The following is a 21,697-nucleotide window of genomic DNA, read 5'->3' as shown; positions in this document are numbered from 1 at the left end:
CGCTAATAACGCTTAAGTCTCGCTACCGAGGAAAGGACAAAGTAATGGCTTCAATGAATTTGAATCGTGTTTATATATCAACTAAGGCTAGAAACAATCACTATATTCTTGCTGAGTTTAAACCAGATGATGCATTCTATGCATGTTTTGACTCCAGTAGCGCCTGTTACGAGCGTTTGTCTCGTCAGCTGTTCGCGCTTTGCGACGAATATGAATTGCATAATGTGCATGTCATCGCAAACGACAAATTACCTGTAGTGCGTTACCACGATGAAGCCTATACCATGCAAACGGAAAAGCAGATTTTGTTTTTCTATAACCCTAAGTTCCACGAAGCGCATCAGACTTATCTCAATGACGGATACCAAGCACGTAAAATTCGCTTATTATTTTTAGCCACGGGAAATGAATTACGCGCCAATGCGGCGACTTTTCACAGCAAAGTGAAAAAGGTACTTGATGCACTTAAAGAAGGCTTTTCTCCGGTAGAACCTCAATTTAGAGTGCGAGATCACCAACATTTAACTTATGACCTTTTTGCCAAAGCGAAAGGTGACAAAGAGTCGTATGGCTATAAGTTACGGGCGCTTTACCCTCGTTATCAAGCCAGAAACTGCACGTTACCAGAAGAATATAGCGAAATGACCTATGCGACCTTTAACATTCCAGTGTCACGAGCAATAAAAACAGAGTTCCAAAGCCAAATGCGCCCGGGTGACTACGGACAACTCTATCGCACACTGGAAGATGCATTTCTTTCTTCTTGCAATGATAAACAGCTCAATATGGTAGCCATGGTAGCCGATGGCCGTTTACCTATTGTCAGAAGCGCCAAAATCGATAAGTCTGATACTAACCGAGAACTACAAAAGCTGAGTTTTGATACCGGCTCCGGTGACAATCAAATTTACTCGCTGTTTAACGAAGCAAACCTAGTGGATACCATTCGCTTTGTCATCGTCGCCAATGACAAAGACAAAAAAGACATGGGCTATGGTCGTTTTATGAATCACGTAGAAACGGCGATTAAGCGCTTTGTTGCACAACTTCCTGTTAATATTGAAAAGCAAGATATCAACGTTCGCTTCTTCCAGCATATTAGTTACGACTATTAATAGATAAAAGGGAGCGTGTTCTATTAGGGTGTACTTTTATCACCCTAAGGCAAAGGAATATGCTCCAATTTATCACCGGGGATCATATCGAACCTACCCTCACGCCAATCTTGCTTCGCTTGTTCAATACGGGATTTACTAAAAGAAACAAAGTTCCAATCAATATAAGGGACTTTTTTAAACGCCTCTCCACCGAGCAATACCACTCTGCTATTCTCATTGAAATGTAATTGCGCGTCGTCGTCTTCAAGTAATACAAATGAGCCTGCACAATATGAGTTATTAGACACCACCACTTCGCCGTAAATCACATATACGCCAACTTCTTGTGTCTGATCAGGCCTTTCAATATGTCCGCCAGCTTTTGCCATCACATCAACATAAAACATAGGTGAAAATGTTGGGACAGGAGAATGCAAACCATACGCACTGCCGATAATGACCCTAGCCATCACCCCTTCTAGTTGCCTAGTCGGCAAATCAAAACGGTTTATATGTGAGAAACTGGGCTCAACTTCAGCATTTTCTTCCGGTAGCACCACCCAGCATTGCAAACCATGAATAGCATGTGGTTGCGCTTTAGTTTCAAACGATTCTCTCTCCGAGTGCACAATACCGCGCCCTGCCACCATCCAATTTACATCCCCTGGATGGATCTCAAGTTGATTACCAAGAGAATCTCGATGGAGCAAGTTACCTTCAAACAAATAAGTGAGGGTTGCAAGCCCAATATGCGGATGCGGCCTAACATCGATACCATCACCAATACTGAATTTGCCGGGTCCCATTTGATCAAAAAAGATAAATGGACCTACCATACGTTTCGCACGCTGTGGAAGTACGCGGTGTACTGAGAGACCACCGATGTCATGTGCTTTGCCATTTAGTTGAATTGCCATTACTTTGCTCCATCATGTTTTGTTTTATTATGGAGCTCAGTAACCAGAAGTAAAATGCGCAATTAAAGATACAAGCATTCTAGAAAATAGAATCACACCGCTTTGTGCCAAGTGAGGCCTGAATATGGTTGCTGCTGCAAACTTCTTAACCGACTTTGCAAACTACCACTATGGACCTCAAGTTTATGATGATCGGGATCGTAAATATAGAGCGAGTCTCCTTCGCTGCTATTTTGCTGCCATACGCCAACCCCGTATTCCAATACTGTTTTAGAAAAAGTTGTAAAGTCTTCGGCAGCAATATTGAACGCTATATGACTGTAATCTGAGCTTGGAGATATCTCACCTAAAGATAAGCAAAGCCATACGTCACCAAGCGTTAAATATGCCCCTTTGTCCCAAGTTACCCAAAGCTCGAATCTTAACAAGCCGCAGTAAAAATCCAGTGATATGTTTAGGTTAGATACTGCTATTGTAATGTGATTTATACCTGTAAGCATTTCGCCTCCAGCTAGACACGAAAAAAGCCGCGACCAAAGGTACAACGGCTTTAACAACCAGAATTATTTTTCTCGATGTAGGCTAGCTACAAAAAGAAGCGTTACAATGCCTGTTCAAGCTCTGGTAACGCATCAAATAGATCCGCAACAAGGCCATAATCAGCCACTTGGAAAATCGGGGCCTCTGGATCTTTGTTGATAGCAACAATGACCTTAGAATCTTTCATACCTGCAAGGTGTTGAATAGCGCCGCTGATCCCAACTGCAATATATAAGTTAGGCGCCACAATCTTACCGGTTTGGCCAACTTGCATATCATTAGGCACAAAGCCCGCGTCAACAGCAGCACGCGATGCACCAATTGCAGCCCCTAGTTTGTCAGCAATACCATTTAGCAAGGCAAAATTTTCACCGTTTTGCATACCACGGCCGCCTGAAATAACAACCGGTGCCGCAGTTAATTCAGGGCGCTCAGATTCAGTTTGTTCAATGCTCACAAACTCACTCACTTGAGAGGCTATACTTTGCGAGCGCTCCTCAATGTCACATGCTGCTTGAGTCTCTACGGCATCAAATGCTGATGCACGCACAGTGATAACTTTTTGAGAGTCTAATGATTTTACAGTTGCAATTGCATTACCCGCATAAATTGGACGCTTAAAGGTGTCAGCATCAATCACATCGATAATTTCTGATATCTGTGATTTGTCGAGTAACGCCGCAACACGTGGCGCGATATTTTTACCTGTGGTAGACGCTGAAAACAAAATGTGTGAAAAGTCATTTGCTAATTCAACAACTAGCTCAGATGTGTTTTCTGCCAATTGATGTTCGAATGAAGCATCGTCAACAGCAACCACCTTTTGTACGCCAGCGATCTGTGCAGAGTGATTGGCAGCCTCAGCAATGTTGTGACCTGCAACCAATACGGTAATGTCGCTTGCGATTTTTGTTGCAGCAGCAACCACCTTAGCGGTTTCAGGTTTCAATACACCATTTTCATGCTCAGCAATAACTAATACGCTCATGAGATCACCTTTGCTTCTGTTTTTAACTTGTTTACTAACTCTTCAACGCTCTCAACCATCACGCCACCAGAGCGCTTAGCTGGCTCTTCAACTTTCACCAATTCAATACGAGGTGCTAAATTGACACCTAGCGAATCCGCTGCGATCACATCTAGTGGTTTACGCTTAGCTTTCATGATATTTGGCAGTGAAGCATAACGAGGTTCATTCAAACGCAAATCCGTTGTCACGACCGCTGGAAGTGATAGCGACACCGTTTGCAGACCGCCATCAACTTCACGCGTCACTTGCACTTTATCGCCTTCAACCACAACTTTAGAGGCAAAAGTGCCTTGAGCACGCTTAGTTAACGCTGCTAGCATTTGTCCTGTTTGGTTATTATCAGAATCGATAGACTGTTTACCTAGAATCACCAGCTTTGGACTTTCTTGTTCCACTACCTTAGCCAGTAGTTTTGCGATGTGCAGAGATTCAAGCTTTGCGCCTGTCTCAATGTGAACTGCTTTATCTGCACCCAGTGCAAGCGCCGTTCTTAACTGCTCTTGACAAGCTTTATCGCCAATTGATACGGCAATAACTTCCGTTGCAGTGCCCGCTTCTTTTAAACGAACCGCCTCTTCTACTGCAATTTCACAAAATGGATTGATCGCCATTTTTACGTTGCTCAAATCAACATCACTGTTGTCAGGTTTGACTCTTGCCTTTACGTTGTAATCAATCACGCGTTTGATTGGCACAAGTACTTTCATGGTTACTCCATCATCTGGTTATTCTCTAAGCTGACGTCTACGTCAACAAATTATTTTATTGGTTTCAGACTACTTCCTGTTGACGTAAACGTCAACCTCAAATAACCTTAGTTTAACGAAAATCAAACTAAAGCCTCTCTTTAGTTAATCTACCGTCAAATAGTGTGAGGTTAATAATGGTCGAACGTGAAACCATGGAGTTTGATGTTGTGATAGTTGGTGCAGGTCCTGCGGGCCTGTCTTGCGCTATCCGACTCGCTCAACAGGCTCAAGAAAAACAACAAGAATTAATGATCTGTGTAGTCGAAAAAGGCTCAGAAGTAGGTGCACATATCTTGTCTGGTGCAGTATTTGAAACCAAAGCACTAGACGAACTTATCCCTGATTGGGCTGCAAAAGGCGCTCCCGTGACAACGAAAGTGACGGGTGACGACATTTATTTATTCAAAAACGAAACCAATGCCACCAAACTGCCTCATCTAGTGGTACCAAAAACATTTAAAAATGACGGCAACTATATTGTTTCAATGGGGAATGTTTGCCGTTGGCTCGCTGAACAAGCAGAACAACTTGGTGTTGAAATTTTCCCAGGCTTTAGCGCCCACTCTTTAATAATAGAAGAGCAACAAGTTAAAGGTATTATTACCGGTGATATGGGCCTAGATAGAGATGGCCAGCCTAAAGACAGCTACATGCCTGGAATGGAGCTTAGAGCGAAATATACCGTATTTGCTGAAGGTTGCCGTGGCCACTTAGGTAAGCAACTTATAGCTGAATTTAAACTGGATAAAGGCGCTTCCCCTCAACACTATGGGATCGGCTTTAAGGAAATTTGGCAAGTAGACCCAAGCAAGCATAAAGAAGGTCTTGTTGTACACGGCACAGGTTGGCCGCTCGACAATGATACCCATGGCGGTTCATTTATGTATCATGCTGAAAACAATCAAGTCGTGGTCGGGTTAATCATCGACTTAAATTACACTAATCCACACCTAAGCCCATTTGATGAATTTCAGCGTATGAAGCATCACCACACCTTTGCGAGTGTACTTGAAGGTGGTGAGCGCATTGCCTATGGTGCTCGCGCAATCGCCAAAGGTGGCTTCCACAGCCTACCTAAAATGCATTTCCCAGGTGGTTTATTGATTGGCTGTGACGCAGGTACCCTCAACTTTGCCAAAATTAAAGGCAACCATACAGCAATGAAGTCCGGTATGCTTGCAGCCGATGCCATCATTGAGGCACTCGGCCAAGAAAGCGCTCCGTCAGACTTGGTAAGCTTTGCCGACAAGTTTAAGGCAAGTTGGCTTTATGATGAGCTTTATCAATCTCGTAACTTTGGTCCAGCAATGCATAAGTTAGGTCGTATTATGGGTGGCGCTTACAATATGATCGACCAAAACATTTTCTCAGGTTCGCTACCATTTACTATTAAGGACGAACATCAGGATCACGCACAGCTTAAGCTTGCGTCTGAATCGCAAACTATAAGTTACCCAAAGCCGGATGGTAAATTAAGTTTTGACAAACTTTCTTCCGTATTTTTATCGAATACCAATCATGAAGAAGTACAACCATGTCATTTACAGTTAAAAGATTCTGATATACCAATCAAAGTGAATTTAGCTAAGTTTGATGAGCCTGCACAGCGATACTGCCCCGCTGGCGTGTATGAAATAAACGAAAACGAGCAAGGTGAGAAGCTGTTTGTTATCAATTCGCAAAACTGTATTCATTGCAAAACCTGCGATATTAAAGATCCGAGCCAAAATATTACCTGGGTCACACCAGAAGGGGCTGGTGGTCCGAACTATCCAAACATGTAATACCAATAAATCCTAAATTGCGGGGGCGAAATGCCCCTTTCTTTCCTATACTTAGCGTATATTTTTAAAAATAGAGCTGAGTCTATGCCTCAACAGTCCGTCACCTTTCGATTTTTAGCTGAGCCCACCGACGTTAACTTTGGCGGTAAAGTACACGGTGGTATGGTCATGAAATGGATTGATCAAGCTGGGTATGCTTGTGCTGCTGGTTGGAGTGGCAGTTATTGCGTTACCGTTTCGGTAGCAGGCATGCGTTTCCACCGTCCTATTCTCGTCGGCCAGATTGTTGAGGTTTCCGCGCGTATTGCTCATACAGGGAACACCAGTATGCAAATTTTTATTCAGGTGCGCTGTGGCGATCCAAAAACGCAGCGACTTGTCGAAACCAATCACTGTATTATCAGCTTTATTGCCATGGACCAAGCTGGGTATCCAATTCAAATTCCTCAGTTTAAAGCGAAAACCGAGGAGGAGAAAAAACTAGAAGCTTATGCGGTGAAGATGAAAGAAATAGCGATCCAAACCGAATCGCTATTGGAAGAGACCTTGTCTGATAATAAATAAATTGAGCGTTGGACTACTGAAAAGTCTAATACCTAGAAGTTCGACTACGATTGAACTTCTATCAGTTTAAAGGAGCTATTCGGCTCACCAAAAACCACGACATTACACTCTCCCCAACTTTTCGGTATATTCCACTGCATATTTTCAGCAAATTTAAATTGTGAAAACTGATTGTCACACCGTACTTCAAGGGTGTGAAGATTTCCCTTCACTTCTGCAATCGAAAAGCTAGGTCTAACCAGCGCATGTGTCCAGACATCATCCTGTTTGACCTCAGCTGCGATAACAAGCATTTTATCTTTATCCGAGATTAAGGTATTAATGCCATCGACTATTGGTTGCACTGCCGATTTATACGGTTCCAGTCCTTCCATTTCCATCAACGTCTTATAATTATTTAAAGCACCTTTGTACTCTTGTAGTTGTGCTTGGAGATTGATTGCATTGACGAGCGCGCTGGCATAAAGTTCTGATTTAACGATATCTTTACCGTGCCAGATAATCCCTTTATGCGCTTCGAGTTCCTCTTTACGCTCTTTTGTTAGTACAAAATACCGCGCTTTTAATAAGTTGAAATATGCTTCTTCATAACGATTCCAGCGTCCTTTGTCGGCAAGTTTTTCTATCAAGATATTCGCTTCTGGCAAGTTCCCATCTTCAAGCACAGCATTTATTTTGCGGTAACTTCTGACGAAGCTTTTTGAAGCGGCCTCAGTTGCTTCGGACATATTAAACGAGAACATCACACTATTTTTACACTGCTTAATCGGCTTCCCATCTTTTGTTGCTGGAGAATATTGCCAATCTTTGATTGCCTTGAGTGCAGCGCGCTCGAATCCTGATTGACCAGAGGATTCTTCTACAATCGGCGACGCGACTGATCCATCTTCATTCACTACATAACTAAGGATAACCCAACCTTCCCCACCTTTTAAGGCAACATTACGTGGATATCTAGGCGGTTCTCTTTCAAGTGGAGTGGCATTAACAATAGTGGATAAATGCAAATTTGATTCGCTCTGTGCTGCGATACTAAAGTTGCTGAAACTCATTATGATTGAACTAGCGACTAACGATTTAACCCAACTTTCCATATACAAAAAACTATCCATTCATTATTTAGATAACTTCAATATAACACAGAGTTTACCTGCCAAACAACGGACCCAGAATGGGTTCTGTTCTTTTTCTGAAGGGTTACTCTAAAAGTAGCTAGACTTTGGAGATAATTCGGTCAGCTTTTTCTACCAAAGTACATTACTAATTCAAACTTTAATTTTAATAGCAATTTCACAATAGATTTCTTGCAAGAGAAAATATAACTTTTTCACTAGCCGCTAGCGCGTCGCGTTTGCTTAAGTTGCCTTCTTTTAATAATTGTAAGCATACTTTTTCAGCTTCTTGACTGAGAAGTACATCCATCTTCGTAGGACTTACCACCCCTTCAGTTAAATCATTTATTATTGCTTGCAACGTCACTCTACGCTCCGATATCGCGCGGATCAAAATAGGTTTAAGAGGGGATGATTTGCAGAGCGCTTCTTGACAGCTTTGATCAACCTTTCTATTGAACTCCATTATCTATACTCATCTTTTCGGCGATTAAATGCTTGTAATTTTTCTCGTAAGCCTTGGATTGGTTTTATTTCTTCTACCAATTGCTTATATTCGGACGCTCTAGTACCAATAATTTGTCCGTTATCTGTGCGTAAACTCGAACATAAACCATTTTGGGGCGAAAAAGTGTGCCGATTCATGTTGCGACTCCCACCAAAAATTCCGTTATGTACGAGGTTATGCGAAAAAGCTGAATAAATAAATTACATCACATTACAGTAGCTAATTATGAACAGGATTTTGTGAAAGTCAGGATCAATAGTAAACTTCGCTCATCTTAATTCAGACAGAGACCATAGTGGAACAAATCACTATCGAGCCCATCGGCTTTATCCAATCTCCTTATAAACAGAAGTTCGCTATTCCAAGGCAACCAAGGCTTGTTCCTGAAGCAAAAGCTAAGCTTAGATTTGTTGGCGAATTTAACCGCGAAGAGTTTGTTCGTGGTATTGAAGAATTTACGCATATCTGGTTGTTATTTCGCTTTCATGAAACCGCTGATAAAGGTTACTCTGCGCTTGTACGCCCGCCAAGACTCGGTGGTAATGAGCGCAAGGGCGTGTTTGCGACTAGAGCGACTTTTCGACCCAACGGGATTGGCATGAGTGCGGTAAAGCTCGAGGGCGTAGAATATAAAAATGGCCAGCTTGATCTGTTACTCTCTGGTGTAGATTTATTGGACGGTACACCAATCATTGATATTAAGCCGTACCTTCCCTATTCAGATGCTTTGGTGGATGCCACAGCTGGCTTTGCTGATACTCGGCCAGAAACCCAAATGTCTGTTAGCTTTTCAGACGAGGCTATTGTTTTTATTGAAAAACAGAAAAACTATCCCGAACTTCGACAGTTCATTACCAATGTACTGAAGCAAGACCCCCGCCCGGCTTATAAAAAGAAACGCACATCGCAGCAAGACTATGGTATGAGTTTGTATGATTTTAATATCCGCTGGACAGTAGATGGTGAGCATAACCATGTCACTGAAATTTCGTTAGCAAAATAGCAAATTCAGCGGCTTGCCAATAAACTTATAAATTATGAAGATGTTTAGGTATTAAAGCTTTTTAAGCGGCTACTGCACTGCTAGAATAGCCGCCAATAAGAGAACAATAAGTAACTTATACTGGAATAAGAATGCGTACGAGTGAATATATATTGGCGACTCAAAAAGAGACGCCGTCTGATGCAGAGGTGGTAAGCCACCAGCTAATGCTTAGAGCGGGTATGATCCGTAAATTGGCTTCAGGTCTTTATACTTGGCTACCATCAGGCCTAAAAGTTTTCCGCAAAGTAGAGAGAATTGTCCGTGAAGAAATGGACAAAGCGGGAGCGATTGAGCTGCTAATGCCAGTGATCCAGCCTGCAGAGCTATGGGAAGAGTCAGGCCGTTGGGAACAGTTTGGTCCTGAACTACTTCGTATTAATGACCGTCATGGCCGTCCATTTGCACTTGGTCCAACGCATGAAGAAGTGATCACTGATCTTGTACGACGCGAAATCAACAGCTATAAGCAACTGCCAATCACACTGTATCAAGTCAGTACTAAAGTACGTGACGAAGTTCGTCCACGTTTTGGTGTGATGCGCGCACGTGAGTTCACCATGAAAGACGCCTATTCATTCCACATGACTGATGAGTGTCTTGAAAAAACGTACCACAAAATGTTCCAAGCTTACTGTAACATTTTTGATCGTTTAGGCGTTGACTACCGTCCAGTTATTGCAGACAGTGGTTCAATTGGCGGTAACCTATCCCACGAGTTCCATGTACTTGCAGAGTCTGGTGAAGATGCGATCGCATTCAGTGATGAAAGTGACTACGCTGCAAACATTGAAAAGGCAGAAGCGCTTGCACCAAATGAAACTCGCCCTGCGCCAAGTAAAGAACTTAATACGTTTGACACACCAGAAGCTTTCACCATCGCTGAACTAAAAGCAAAACATGGTGTTAAACCACACCGCGGTGTTAAAACACTCATCGTGTATGGCGCACCAGACGAAGACGGTAAACGTGGTCTTGTCGCGCTTATCGTTCGTGGCGACCATGACCTAAATGAGCTGAAAGCTGAGAAATTAGCACAAGTGGATTCACCGCTTGAGATGGCGAGCGAAGAAGACATTGTTAACGCTATTGGTGCAAAGCCAGGGTCTTTGGGACCTGTTGGTCTTTCAATGCCTATTATTGTCGATCGTAGCGCAGCTATCATGGCTGATTTTGTTGCTGGTGCAAACAAAGATGGTGTCCATTACAGTGGCATTAACTGGGACAGAGACGTAAGCGCTTATACTGTTGAAGATATCCGTAACGTGGTTGAAGGCGATCCAAGCCCTTGTGGTAAAGGTAAAATCCTTATCAAACGTGGTATCGAAGTAGGTCACGTGTTCCAACTTGGTACTAAGTACTCTGAAGCAATGAAAGCTGGTGTACTTGGCGAAGAAGGGAAAAACCAAACATTAACCATGGGTTGTTATGGTATTGGCGTTTCTCGTATCGTTGCCGCAGCAATCGAACAAAATAACGATGATTACGGTATCAAATGGCCTGTTGCTATTGCGCCATTTGAGTTGGCAATCGTGCCAATGAATATGCATAAGTCTCACCGTATTCCAGAGATCGCAGAAAAGTTCTATGCAGATCTACAAAATGCAGGAATTGATGTGTTATTTGACGACCGTAAAGAGCGTCCGGGCGTTATGTTTAACGATATGGAACTTATCGGTATTCCATACACCCTAGTGATTGGTGAGCGTAACCTTGATGAAAATAAGGTTGAGCTGAAAAATCGTCAAACGGGCGAAAAACTGATGCTGGATATTAGATCTGCGGTTGAAACAATCGTTAATGCAATTAAAAGCAAATAAGCCTACTTAAAATTACATAATAAAAGAGCATACATCTGTATGCTCTTTTGTCATATTAGCTTCTCCTAACTGCCCCGCCACTGTCATCTTTGCCTCTTAGCATTGTCATTATTACGCTAAAGAGCCAAGCCATGAAAACAACATATTATCCGAGTATTTGGATCTCAGACGTACACTTGGGCTACAAGGACTGTAAAGCGAAGTTCTTGCTAGATTTTCTCAACAAAACTGAATGTGATGTACTCTATCTGGTTGGTGATATCGTTGATCTATGGTCAATGAAACGCCAATTTTTTTGGGATCCATCCCACTATCAGGTATTAGAATGCATACAAAAAAAAGCGGGATCTGGTACACGCGTTATCTACATACCGGGTAATCACGACGAAACCTTCAGAAACTATGTTGGGCAAACGCTTTTTAAAGTCGAAGTACATAAAACCTTTATTCATACTACTTCCGCAGGTAAGCGGTTTTTATTACTGCACGGTGATGATTTTGACTCGGCAACAAGATACAACAAATTGATCAGTATTATTGGGGATGCCGCTTATGATTTTCTACTCTTCTTAAATCGCTGGACCAATCGCGTACGACGTTTATATGGTGGTCATTATTGGTCGCTTGCATCTTGGCTGAAAAAGCGTGTGCATAAAGCCAGAGAGGCCATTGCTGCATTCGAGAATGCAGCAATTCATGAAGCGAGAAAACAAGGTGTCGACGGCATTATCTGCGGGCATATCCACCAACCGGAGATCCGTGTCGTAGATGGTATTGTGTACTGCAACGATGGTGATTGGATAGAAAACTGCACGGCATTGGTTGAAAACCAAGAAGGTCGTATCGAATTGCTGCATTGGTCAGATGTACAGTCCGTTCTTAACGTAGTTGAAATTGAAAACATTGAAACCGACAATGTTGAAGCCGCTTAATTAGCGGCTTCAGTTCTTCCAATTACTCTTCTTTTAATAACTTATGCAGTAAATCAATACGCTTGTTAATACGTTTGTTTTGCGCGTACGACTCTGCGCTTGCGCTCATCATTAAAATCCAAAAGATGTATAATACCAATTGAATTAATTCTCTAATCAATTTGAAGGGTGAAATAGCATATTAGCTTCGTTAAAAATTTCTCATTTAGAACAACTAAATAGCAAAATTTTTGCCTTGCCTATATGGATATAGGTACCTTAGCGGTAGCAGGACGCGAGAGCGGTGCTACTAAAGCTATTTCCCCGCTTCAAGATAGATCATTTACTTAATACAACTGGTATAAAACGGGTTGTTCAATAATTTCTGGATAGCGATAAATTAAAAACACTATTGCCTCTAGCATACCGATATTCAGGTAGAATCGCCGCTTTTGTCAAGTGTGTTATATCACAAATGTGGTCATTGCCCAGACAATAATACCGATAATAAACACTAGACTGCCATATTGAAAGTGCCTCACCATTGGGAACACCGCTTTATCCGTGCGCTCAATAGACAAAGGATATTGCCAATGCGTTAACGCAAGTAAAAGTGGCTCGGCTTCTACGCTCATGCCAGAGAGTGAAACCGTCGCGCCATACTCAGTATCAAAGACCAAATCAACAACGTGATTACGACGAGTCGACGCGGTTAACATATCCAAGTCGCTGACTATAAACGTATTCCAGTGTACCTTTATATCGTTAACTTCATCCTTTGTTACCTCTCGTGCTTGTTTATCTGTAAACAGTAACGCAGGTAAAAACAAGCTATCTTCCTCAACCTTAATTTCGTTACAGGGTGAGTGATAGACAAAATAGTGTTTATTACTAATAAGTAAAGACGTCAACCAATAGCTCAAGTACGTGAGCACCAAAAATACCAAACCAGCTATGTAATTTTGTGACGAGTAAAGAATAAAGCAGGTCATTAGAGCAAAAGCCCCTACCACCATCCAAGCAATATGCTGCTTATGCTTAGGCGTCGGTAGTGCACATCGTAATACAGAGAATCGCGCTTCAATATCGCGATTGCGATTCATAAACAAAGGAAATAATCTTGCAAGGCTAGTTGGAGTTGAGCGCGTAGCTGATCTTCTATTTGCATCCGCGCCTGCCGTTGGTTGAACGTTATGGTCAAGATCTGATGCAGACAAAAGCGCGGTGAGTTTATCAGCTTGCCGCAAACACGAAAATGAATAGACCGCAGGTTCTTCACTTTCTGAAAGATAACTTATACCAATATAATTGAGTTGCTTGTTACCACCCGAAGATACATCAGTCACTGTTGAAAGCGGTATCACACACTCGTCTATTCGCCGAATATTTATATTCAATAACGATAGTTGTTTAGTGATTACAAACTGCTTTTGTGCAGGGTCAAACATTAAACGATTACGGTATGAAAATAGTAACAAAGAAATCACTAAGTAGATCAGAGCTTCCAAAAAGCTTGACCCGACTAAGTGAAAAACCGACGATAACAAGAATAAAATGGCAATGCCGTTAGTTACTGATTCACTGACTGACTTAAGTACTGAGGTTGATGTCATCCTACATTCCTTGAGTGACTAAAATTGAAACCTACGACTTCCGCAAGCTATCCAAATAAACAGCAGGCTAAATTACAGAAAGTTAAGCGCTGAATAAAGCGTTTATCGTACAGAAAAACGCCATAATTCTCAATGACTCACACCTAGCTCAAACTTTACCTAAACAATACGGTTTCTTTATTAAACCATTTAACGCAGCACACGAGTAACCCCGCCGCTAAAACGGCAGAAGCGCCAAAAATTAACGCAACGTAGCCATAATCAACGGTGCCTTTGATGATTTCTTTTATCGCTAATGCGACATTGGTAATTGGGATCAATGCGGTTTTTGCGGTTAGTTCCATATTTGGCATTAAGGACATAACAATCGGTATGAAGATCCCCATGCTGAGTGGTCCCATGTAGTTTTGTGCTTCTTTAAAGGTTCTGGCGTAAATTGAAATGGCAAGTGTTAGCGATGAAAGCATCACAGCAACAGGGAGCAACAACGCAAAAATCAACACAAAGTCTAATAATGCAACCGACGAGAAGGCGTTTTTAATTACGTCTAGCTCGACAAAGCTACTGGCAACCCCTATCCACAGCGCCATGCTGGAGACCGTGATAAGCGCGCAGAATATCGAACTGCTCAATACAGTTAAAAACTTACCTAGCACCAGCTCTGTGCGAGAGATTGGTGTTAATAGCAGCGTCTCTAAGGTGCCACGCTCTTTCTCTCCAGCGCCTAAATCAATAGCTGGATAGCTTGCCCCCATCAATACCAGCGGAATCAACATATAAGGGATAAATGCACCTAACTTCTCGCCTAAATTTTCGCGTTTGTCAGCAGTATCCACTTTAGTAATCGATATGGGTTGGAGCACTGCCGCTTGCTCCGCTTGCGACAACCCCAGTGAGGTTAACTTCGCCGCTCTGAGTTCATCAGAAAACTTCTTAGCAAGTTTAGACAAGCGGTCGTAAATAAAGTTGATAGATTGCGCATCGTTAAACACGATTTTCCATTCACTTTTTACGCCAGACTCCAGATTTCCAACCGGATCGGATGGAATAAAAACCCCAACATCGATCACACCACTTCGTACCGCATCACTCAGCGCTTCGACACTATCAAGCTTGAGCTCACCTGCATATTTCTTAAAACTTTTATGATAAAAAACCTGCTCAGAGAACTTTTCAGCATAGGCTTCGTTTGCGATGTAATACGTATGAACTTCTTGCTCCGCTTCCATAGCGGCTTGTGATGCCATAAAGCCTACTAACGCCATAATCACTGGAAATACCAACATCGGCAGTGCAATCACAAAGAATAGTGTTTTGCGGTCGCGCAGCAGCTCTCTAATTTCTTTAAAAAATACCTCAAACATGCTGTGCTCCCGTCAACAGGTTCAAAAATGCCTGATTAAGCTCTTCACTTTGCCCTTTCGTTTTGAAATCAGCCAAGCTGCCATCAAAGCAGGTGATCCCTTTATCAATAACAGACACTCTATCGCACAATAACGCGACTTCATCTAAGTGGTGGGTAGAAAATATAACGGGTGTACCACGCGCTTTGAGGTCGCGAATAAAAGAGATAACTGTTTGTGTAGTCATAATATCAAGGCCGGTCGTAGGCTCATCTAGTACCACCACTTTAGGGCTATGTACCACCGCCCGTGCAATATTGGTTTTTTGTTTCATACCGGTCGATAGGTGTTCAGCCCTTTTATCTAGAAAGGTTTCCATCTCTAGGCGCTGAAATAGCTCATCACATTTCGCTTTTAATGCTTTTCCTTTTAAACCATGAAGTCGTGCAAAATATTCAACATTTTCTTTGGCGGTAAGACGTCCATATAAACCAGTTGACCCTGATAAAAAACCGATGGCTTTGCGTGCAACAACAGGCTTTTTCACAATATCCTGACCATCCACTAAGATAGTACCGGCATCCGGCGTCAGCGCTGTTGAGAGCATACGCAAAGTGGTGGTTTTTCCCGCCCCATTGGGGCCTAGCAATCCAAGTACTTCGCCTTGTCCACAGTGCAGGTTAACCTCTTCTACACTGTGAAAAAAGCCATCACGCTCGCGAGGATCCGTCTGACTCTTTTTCTTTTTGTGTTCGCGAGTCAGGGCGAAGCGTTTTTTTAATCCATTGATAGCTATCATGCTATTTCCTTCTTTTCGGCCTGAAATAGTCCGTATTTTGATAAAATTCTAAATCTTGTGGCTCATACCAGTTTGGGATCCCAAGCAGCGGAATGGGTGACATTTTGGTATTGTCTTCAAGTAGCCCACCATTGATCAGTGCGACCAATTTATCATCTAAGCAACGATATTGTTCGCTTAGTGAAAGTTGCCAAAATGCGGTATCAACATTGATACATACCAGTTTTCCCGTTAGCCCAATAAAGGGATTGGTTAGCATCTCGTAGTTTGCATGGCCAAACACAAAAGGCTTTAGGTTTTGCTGCCATTCTGAGCGATTATCGTAAAATACATTCTGCCATTGGTGTGATTTAAAGCCATCACGCCATTTATCATCATCGATTGCCAACACCAAACCACACTCATCAAAAAGTGTTAACGCATTGCGCTTTTTACTTCGCTGCTTTAAACCAAACTGTGCTATTTCTTCGATATGTAGGGCATTTAACAAAGCTTTTGTTTTAGGGAATAAACACCAAATCAACGCGCCAAATAAGTCGTGCCAATTTTGACTACGCGTCGGTACCTGATGGGTTTCAAAGATAATCTCTTCATAGTATTTATCGCCAAAGTCTATCGTTTCATCGGCCACAAAGCGGGTATCATACTGTTGCAAGCTAATGCTGTTTACGTGCGAAGACAGCCACTGGGGGCTTGGCCAGTCTTGTTGGCTTTTTAAGTCAAAAAGCTGATTTAAATGGGAAAATGGCTCAGCATGTAAACATGCAACCTGCCACGCCTCAGGCGCTGTAAACTTTTTCATTTGATTGAGATACTTATCATACAATTAGCCGACTATTTTACTGAAGCGCCTGATACTTGGCAAAAGCCAATTGTAAATGAGCGTAACAGGCTAAATCACATGCTAAAATTAAGGTAATTATTCAAAATTGTGCTGTGTTCTGTTCCAACTACGGATTTTCATTCATTTCTATCTCCTCTAGCCGTCTTGTCCCGCTCGAACTTTTACGCATTTTATGTTACTACTTATGGGTTCCTAACAAGTAAAAGAAAGGCAATTATGAAACTTAAACTGACGCTCAGCGCTCTATCTATGGCGGTGTTGGCGGGCTGTGTTAGCACTAGCAATAGCCCCCAAGACATCGATACTGCATACAATAGTATTAATGATGCTCAACTCAGAGCCCATATTAAAACCCTTGCCTCTGACGAGTTTGGCGGACGTGCTCCGTCCACAAAAGGTGAAGAGCTAACGCTTGCCTATTTAACCAAACATTTTAAAGCGCTTGGCTATCAGCCAGGCAATGGCAACAGCTTCTTACAAGAAGTGCCGCTGGTTTCGCTTGAAGCCGATCCTGATATGACGTTAACTATCGGTGGCAAAAACTACGAATATAAAAAAGACATGGTGATGGGCTCGGCCCGTATCAGTGAACTCGAATCAATCAAAGATTCAGAGCTGGTTTTTGTTGGCTATGGCGTAAATGCTCCAGAGTACGACTGGAATGACTACGAAGGCCTAGACGTGAAAGGCAAGACAGTGGTGATGCTAGTAAACGATCCTGGCTTTGCTAATCCTGAGTCGGGTAAATTTACCGGTGAAGCTATGACCTATTATGGTCGTTGGACGTATAAATACGAAGAAGCCTCACGTCAAGGCGCAGCAGGTGCGATCATTATTCATGAAACAGCGCCAGCTTCTTATCCTTGGAGCGTAGTAGAAAATTCTTGGAGTGGCCCACAGTTTGGCTTCCAAAAAGAAAATAACAATATGGACCGCGTTGCGGTTGAAGGTTGGGTAACGGTAGACGTTGCTAAAGAGCTGTTTCAAAAGGCTGGACTTGATTTTGACGCAGCAAAGAAAAAGGCAGCAGCAGGCGCATACCACGTTGATATGGGTAACCTAAGCGCGTCAGTTACCGTCAAAAACACCATCAAAAAATCAACTTCGTATAACTTTATCGCCACCCTGCCAGGTAGTAATAAGTCTGACGAGCACATCATCTACTCAGCACACTGGGATCATTTAGGTACCGATCCAAACCGTAAAGGCGACCAGATCTATAACGGTGCGCATGATAATGCTAGCGGTACAGGCGGTATGATTGAGGTAGCTGAAGCCTTTACTAAACTGCCAACTCGCCCTAGCCGTTCAATTACGTTTTTGGCTGTGACGGCTGAAGAGCAAGGTCTATTAGGCTCAAAATTTTATGCTGCAAACCCTGTTATTCCAGCAGAGAAAACCGTTGCTAACATCAATATGGATAGCCTAAATTTATTGGGTAAAGTAAAAGACATCAGCGTGGTTGGTATTGGCAAATCAGAACTCGATGAAATGCTAGAAACCGCAGCAAAAGCGCAAGACCGCGTAGTTTCAGGGGATCCACGCCCTGCTGCTGGTGGTTACTATCGCTCTGATCACTTCGCATTTGCGAACATGGGCGTGCCTGCAATGTACGCCGGCGGTGGAACCGAAGCACGTGATGAAGAGACTGAAACCTACCGTAAACGTATGGGATTAGTATTGCGCGGTTGTTATCATCAGCCGTGTGACCGCTACCGTGAAGAGTGGGATTTAAGCGGCGCGATACAGGATCTACAGCTGTTCTTTAAAGTTGGCTATGATGTCTCTGAGCAAGACGCTTGGCCGAAATGGAAAGCAACCGCAGAGTTCCAAAGAAAATAACGCAAATGATATTGATTTTCATTTAAAATGAAATTAAAGTGCAACTTAGACAATACACGGGTTGCACTTTATGTTTTCATCTCTACTTCGATACTCTCAACCAGCACATGGCGCTAAGGTGAGTTTATTGTTCAACAAACGGCTAATTTTACCCCTCGTTATTATTGTACTTTTAGCATTTGAAACGGCGAGACCAATTGTGGTCAGCGCGCTGAGCGATGCATTCTTTCAAGTCAGCGTCTTTGTCGCCGCTACTCTACTCGTGTACTACTTTCTTGTTGATAAAATTCCACAGCTTAATCTCAGTTATCTGAGTACCAAATCCCCTATTCTCGAAATAGCCATGGCGTCAATATTGGGCGCACTGCCTGGCTGTGGTGGTGCGATTATAGTGGTCACCCAATTTACCAAAAAACAAGCAAGCTTTGCTTCCGTTGTCGCTGTGCTTACTGCGACGATGGGAGACGCTGCGTTTTTACTGCTCGCCAAAGAGCCGCTGACAGGCCTCACTATCATCGCGATGGGCGTTGGTGTGGGTATCGTGAGTGGGCTATGTGTGCACTTAATTCATAAACCCGACTTTTGTGTCCCGCAGACCATCAATGAAGTCGAAGAAGAAACCTTACACGCGAGCCGTGCGTTTAGTCTAAGCCGTAAGGTGTGGAAGCTGTGCTTACTGCCTAGTCTTGCAATTGCACTCGCGATTGCTTTTAACGTCGACTTAGCACCTTTTGATACAGAAATCGCTTGGCTTGGTGCTGCATTATGTCTTTTCGCTGTGTGTGTGTGGGCACTTAATTCAAAAGGCGTAAGCTATAAAGATATCACCTGTGAAGAAGGTGAATGCGACCCACCGTCAAAACTCACTAGAGTACTACAGGATACGCACTTTGTGACCGCTTGGGTCGTTGCAAGCTTTTTGCTTTACGAGCTATCTACCGCGTATTTAGGGCTTGATCTCGCGGTTTGGTTTAAAGACTATGCGCTGTATGCACCACTGGTGGCCATTATTGTCGGATTATTACCAGGCTGTGGACCCCAAATTGTTGTTACAACGCTGTACCTGCAAGGCGTCGTGCCATTTAGTGCCCTGGCGGCCAATGCCGTTGCTAACGATGGCGATGCGTTATTTCCAGCGATAGCACTGGCACCAAGGGCGGCGCTATTTGCCACCATCTACTCTGCAGTGCCTGCATTTATCGTGGGCTACGGCCTCTACTACATTAACTTGGCTTAATACTTGAGCACGTCGACGAAGTGACCTGACGCTGGCTCATACACGATCTGGCTGTTTAGGGTTATGAGTTCAAGCAAATCTGACCGCTCGTAACTGATTAATGGCCGAAAAGAGCGAATAGCGGGCGGTCAAATAAACTTTTTGTTGGACATAAACGTTTTTGGTCGTCGGCTGTATTAGGTGAACTTAACATAAAAATTCTATGGGCTAACGCCGCATTAAGGTATGAGTAACGCTTGGCTATACTTGAGCGAAGCCAAAATGCCAAGTGTTGCGGATCACTATTCAGTCCTTTTGTTAGCACTATAAGTACTCTTGACCAACACTTTGCAGCACAGAAAGCATTGCCAACACTTCAGATGCTACATAGCTACCATTATTGCCTTCGAAACCATAGCGCCATGAAACGAAATGTTTACTGTTTGTTTCAAAGAAACTTTCAGCAGATAACCCCATCTCTAGAGCATCGAACTTGCTCACTATTTTCTCTTTGTACTCACAAGGTAAACCACCAAACAAATTCTTTAAGTTATGACCTTGTTGGCTAACGCTGCCTATGACTCTTTCGTATTGAAAAACCCCTTCGCAGTACACAGAAGGTTTTTTAAAAACTGTCTTTCCATCAAAACATTTCAAATATAGTTCAAGCGCGAAACTAGCATTTACTATAAAAGGCGCACCGCGATACTTCATTAACTCTGATTCATGTAATACGTCTGCCGCAATATGAAATGCTTCTGCCTGATAATAAATTTTAGGTTCTACTTGCCTTACCACTTTCATCGTAACCTCATATAGTGCTAACTCCTCAATCAGTCGACGCGTTAGCGGTCGGCTGCACTGATTTGTTAGGGTTTACAAGCTTGCTCTTTAACCAATTATTTATATCGCTTACTATCTTTTCGCGCATGCTTTCGCCATTAATATTCGCGAACCCATGATCGAGCGCTTCATATCTTCGGTATTCAATGTTTTGCTTTTTAATCTCTCTAAGGTTAGTGATCATTTCATCGACTTTGTCGGGTGATACAGATAAATCTCCACCCCCTTGAAGAATAAGCAAAGGTGTGTTCACCTTTTTTAGAACGTCAAATTGATCAATAGATAGCATCTGTTGCCACCACTTGTAACCATGTCCACTTACTTCGAGCTTATCTGGTTTGTTGTTAAGAATGTGATTTGAGAACTCTTTAAAACCAATGATACTTACTTCCGCTTCTGTACTATTTGCAGCGGTCGCAGAAATATTGTGTGTGACATCATCGATGAACTTTCTCCCCCCTCCATTGAAAGAGATTGTTGCAGTTATACCGTCAATAAGAACAAATCGCTGACACCCACCACTAATTTTGCACCTTCCTAACGCTCAAATCGCTGACACCCACCGCTAATTTGCACCTTCCTAAGATACCGCCTAAGCTTTGAATCTACACTCAAAGGATTGAGGAAACTAAACTATGGCTACTGCCCGTAAAAGACAAATCAGTTTAACCGACACCAAATACTATCACTGTATCTCCCGTTGCGTAAGGCGCGCGTTTCTGTGCGGTGAAGATAAATTTACTGGCAAATCATACGAGCACCGCCGTGATTGGGTTGAAGAAAAGCTATTGATGTTGGGCTCCGTGTTTTGTATTGATATTTGTGCTTATGCGGTGATGAGTAATCACACTCATATTGTTTTATATGTTGATGATAAAAAGGCTAGGCGCCTGTCGGATGAAGCGATTGTGATACGGTGGCATAAGTTGTTTAAAGGCAATTGGATAAGCCAAAAATTTACTGAAGGTGAGCCACTCAATGAGTCGGAGCAATTGATGCTAGATGAGCTGGTTGATAAGTACAGGGGAAGACTAGCGGATATTAGTTGGTTTATGCGAGTGCTTAACGAAGACATCGCCCGCCGAGCAAATAAAGAAGATAATTGTACAGGCCGGTTTTGGGA

General features: G+C 42.8%; 21 protein-coding genes and 1 pseudogene. 9 read left to right on the top strand and 13 right to left on the bottom strand.

Features of this window, described 5'->3' with window-relative positions:
- Positions 1-44 precede the first annotated feature (44 nt).
- Positions 45-1,115: a DUF3083 family protein gene (locus DRB05_RS17525; protein WP_128728080.1), complete on the top strand. Its 1,071-nt coding sequence runs from the start codon at positions 45-47 to the stop codon at positions 1,113-1,115.
- Between the two features lie 44 nt (positions 1,116-1,159).
- On the opposite strand, the gene DRB05_RS17520 is transcribed toward DRB05_RS17525, so the two are convergent.
- From DRB05_RS17520 to DRB05_RS17505, 4 genes are all read right to left on the bottom strand, one after another.
- Entirely contained in the window at positions 1,160-2,014 is an 855-nt protein-coding gene (locus DRB05_RS17520; RefSeq protein ID WP_128728079.1) for a pirin family protein, read from the bottom strand.
- Positions 2,015-2,106: 92 nt separating this feature from the next.
- Complete coding sequence (locus tag DRB05_RS17515) at positions 2,107-2,514, bottom strand: VOC family protein (RefSeq protein WP_128728078.1); 408 nt, start codon at positions 2,512-2,514, stop codon at positions 2,107-2,109.
- A 101-nt stretch (positions 2,515-2,615) separates the two neighbouring features.
- Positions 2,616-3,542 carry an FAD-binding protein gene (locus DRB05_RS17510; protein ID WP_128728077.1) on the bottom strand — a complete coding sequence of 309 codons (927 nt, stop codon included), beginning with the start codon at positions 3,540-3,542 and terminating at the stop codon, positions 2,616-2,618.
- Positions 3,539-4,291, bottom strand: coding sequence for an electron transfer flavoprotein subunit beta/FixA family protein (locus DRB05_RS17505; RefSeq protein WP_128728076.1), 753 nt, complete (start codon positions 4,289-4,291; stop codon positions 3,539-3,541). Before DRB05_RS17505 ends, DRB05_RS17510 begins: the two co-directional genes overlap by 4 nt.
- A 176-nt stretch (positions 4,292-4,467) precedes the next feature.
- Between DRB05_RS17505 and DRB05_RS17500 the strand changes: the two genes are divergently transcribed.
- Both DRB05_RS17500 and DRB05_RS17495 read left to right on the top strand, forming a co-directional pair.
- The gene (locus tag DRB05_RS17500; RefSeq protein WP_128728075.1) at positions 4,468-6,117 is read left to right on the top strand and encodes an electron transfer flavoprotein-ubiquinone oxidoreductase; all 1,650 of its coding nucleotides are present in this window, start codon (positions 4,468-4,470) and stop codon (positions 6,115-6,117) included.
- Between the two features lie 84 nt (positions 6,118-6,201).
- A complete protein-coding gene (locus DRB05_RS17495) occupies positions 6,202-6,681 on the top strand; it encodes an acyl-CoA thioesterase (RefSeq protein WP_128728074.1) in 480 nt (159 codons plus the stop codon).
- A 44-nt stretch (positions 6,682-6,725) separates the two neighbouring features.
- Here DRB05_RS17495 and DRB05_RS17490 read toward each other — a convergent pair whose 3' ends face one another.
- The 3 genes from DRB05_RS17490 to DRB05_RS17480 form a co-directional block, all read right to left on the bottom strand.
- Complete coding sequence (locus tag DRB05_RS17490; RefSeq protein WP_240036268.1) at positions 6,726-7,733, bottom strand: energy transducer TonB; 1,008 nt, start codon at positions 7,731-7,733, stop codon at positions 6,726-6,728.
- A 238-nt stretch (positions 7,734-7,971) separates the two neighbouring features.
- Positions 7,972-8,160: a hypothetical protein gene (locus DRB05_RS17485; protein ID WP_235956544.1), complete on the bottom strand. Its 189-nt coding sequence runs from the start codon at positions 8,158-8,160 to the stop codon at positions 7,972-7,974.
- A 98-nt stretch (positions 8,161-8,258) separates the two neighbouring features.
- A complete protein-coding gene (locus tag DRB05_RS17480; protein ID WP_128728071.1) occupies positions 8,259-8,438 on the bottom strand; it encodes a hypothetical protein in 180 nt (59 codons plus the stop codon).
- Between the two features lie 158 nt (positions 8,439-8,596).
- On the opposite strand from DRB05_RS17480, the gene tsaA reads away from it, so the two are divergent.
- The 3 genes from tsaA (at position 8,597) to DRB05_RS17465 (ending at position 12,095) form a co-directional block, all read left to right on the top strand.
- Entirely contained in the window at positions 8,597-9,304 is a 708-nt protein-coding gene (gene tsaA / locus DRB05_RS17475; RefSeq protein WP_128728070.1) for a tRNA (N6-threonylcarbamoyladenosine(37)-N6)-methyltransferase TrmO, read from the top strand.
- Between the two features lie 131 nt (positions 9,305-9,435).
- Positions 9,436-11,163 carry a proline--tRNA ligase gene (locus tag DRB05_RS17470; RefSeq protein ID WP_128728069.1) on the top strand — a complete coding sequence of 576 codons (1,728 nt, stop codon included), beginning with the start codon at positions 9,436-9,438 and terminating at the stop codon, positions 11,161-11,163.
- A gap of 131 nt (positions 11,164-11,294) precedes the next feature.
- Positions 11,295-12,095, top strand: coding sequence for a UDP-2,3-diacylglucosamine diphosphatase (locus DRB05_RS17465; protein WP_128728068.1), 801 nt, complete (start codon positions 11,295-11,297; stop codon positions 12,093-12,095).
- Between the two features lie 443 nt (positions 12,096-12,538).
- On the opposite strand, the gene DRB05_RS17460 is transcribed toward DRB05_RS17465, so the two are convergent.
- The 4 genes from DRB05_RS17460 to DRB05_RS17445 form a co-directional block, all read right to left on the bottom strand.
- Positions 12,539-13,687, bottom strand: coding sequence for a hypothetical protein (locus DRB05_RS17460; protein WP_128728067.1), 1,149 nt, complete (start codon positions 13,685-13,687; stop codon positions 12,539-12,541).
- Between the two features lie 155 nt (positions 13,688-13,842).
- Positions 13,843-15,051 carry an ABC transporter permease gene (locus DRB05_RS17455; protein ID WP_128728066.1) on the bottom strand — a complete coding sequence of 403 codons (1,209 nt, stop codon included), beginning with the start codon at positions 15,049-15,051 and terminating at the stop codon, positions 13,843-13,845.
- A complete protein-coding gene (locus DRB05_RS17450) occupies positions 15,044-15,829 on the bottom strand; it encodes an ATP-binding cassette domain-containing protein (protein ID WP_128728065.1) in 786 nt (261 codons plus the stop codon). The genes DRB05_RS17455 and DRB05_RS17450 overlap by 8 nt, the downstream gene beginning before the upstream one ends.
- Position 15,830: 1 nt before the next feature.
- Complete coding sequence (locus DRB05_RS17445; protein ID WP_128728064.1) at positions 15,831-16,631, bottom strand: DUF3025 domain-containing protein; 801 nt, start codon at positions 16,629-16,631, stop codon at positions 15,831-15,833.
- 258 nt (positions 16,632-16,889) lie between these two features.
- On the opposite strand from DRB05_RS17445, the gene DRB05_RS17440 reads away from it, so the two are divergent.
- A complete protein-coding gene (locus DRB05_RS17440) occupies positions 16,890-18,515 on the top strand; it encodes a M28 family metallopeptidase (protein ID WP_128728063.1) in 1,626 nt (541 codons plus the stop codon).
- Positions 18,516-18,585: 70 nt separating this feature from the next.
- Complete coding sequence (locus tag DRB05_RS17435; RefSeq protein ID WP_128728062.1) at positions 18,586-19,752, top strand: putative manganese transporter; 1,167 nt, start codon at positions 18,586-18,588, stop codon at positions 19,750-19,752.
- Between the two features lie 303 nt (positions 19,753-20,055).
- Here the strand turns inward: DRB05_RS17435 and DRB05_RS17425 are convergent, their stop codons facing one another.
- Together DRB05_RS17425 and DRB05_RS22845 are read right to left on the bottom strand one after the other, a co-directional pair.
- Positions 20,056-20,535 (bottom strand): hypothetical protein, encoded by a 480-nt coding sequence (locus DRB05_RS17425; RefSeq protein ID WP_128728060.1) that lies wholly within the window; start codon positions 20,533-20,535, stop codon positions 20,056-20,058.
- Between the two features lie 25 nt (positions 20,536-20,560).
- Entirely contained in the window at positions 20,561-20,926 is a 366-nt protein-coding gene (locus DRB05_RS22845) for a prolyl oligopeptidase family serine peptidase (protein WP_275669094.1), read from the bottom strand.
- Positions 20,927-21,209: 283 nt separating this feature from the next.
- On the opposite strand from DRB05_RS22845, the pseudogene DRB05_RS17415 reads away from it, so the two are divergent.
- Positions 21,210-21,697: pseudogene (locus DRB05_RS17415) on the top strand (transposase); the annotation flags it as partial.

It is taken from the genome of Pseudoalteromonas sp. A757 (genome assembly GCF_004103285.1).
Taxonomy (GTDB): Bacteria; Pseudomonadota; Gammaproteobacteria; order Enterobacterales; family Alteromonadaceae; genus Pseudoalteromonas; species Pseudoalteromonas galatheae.
The sequence above is the reverse complement of the archived record's forward strand: the minus strand, read 5'-3'. Positions and strand labels throughout refer to the sequence as shown.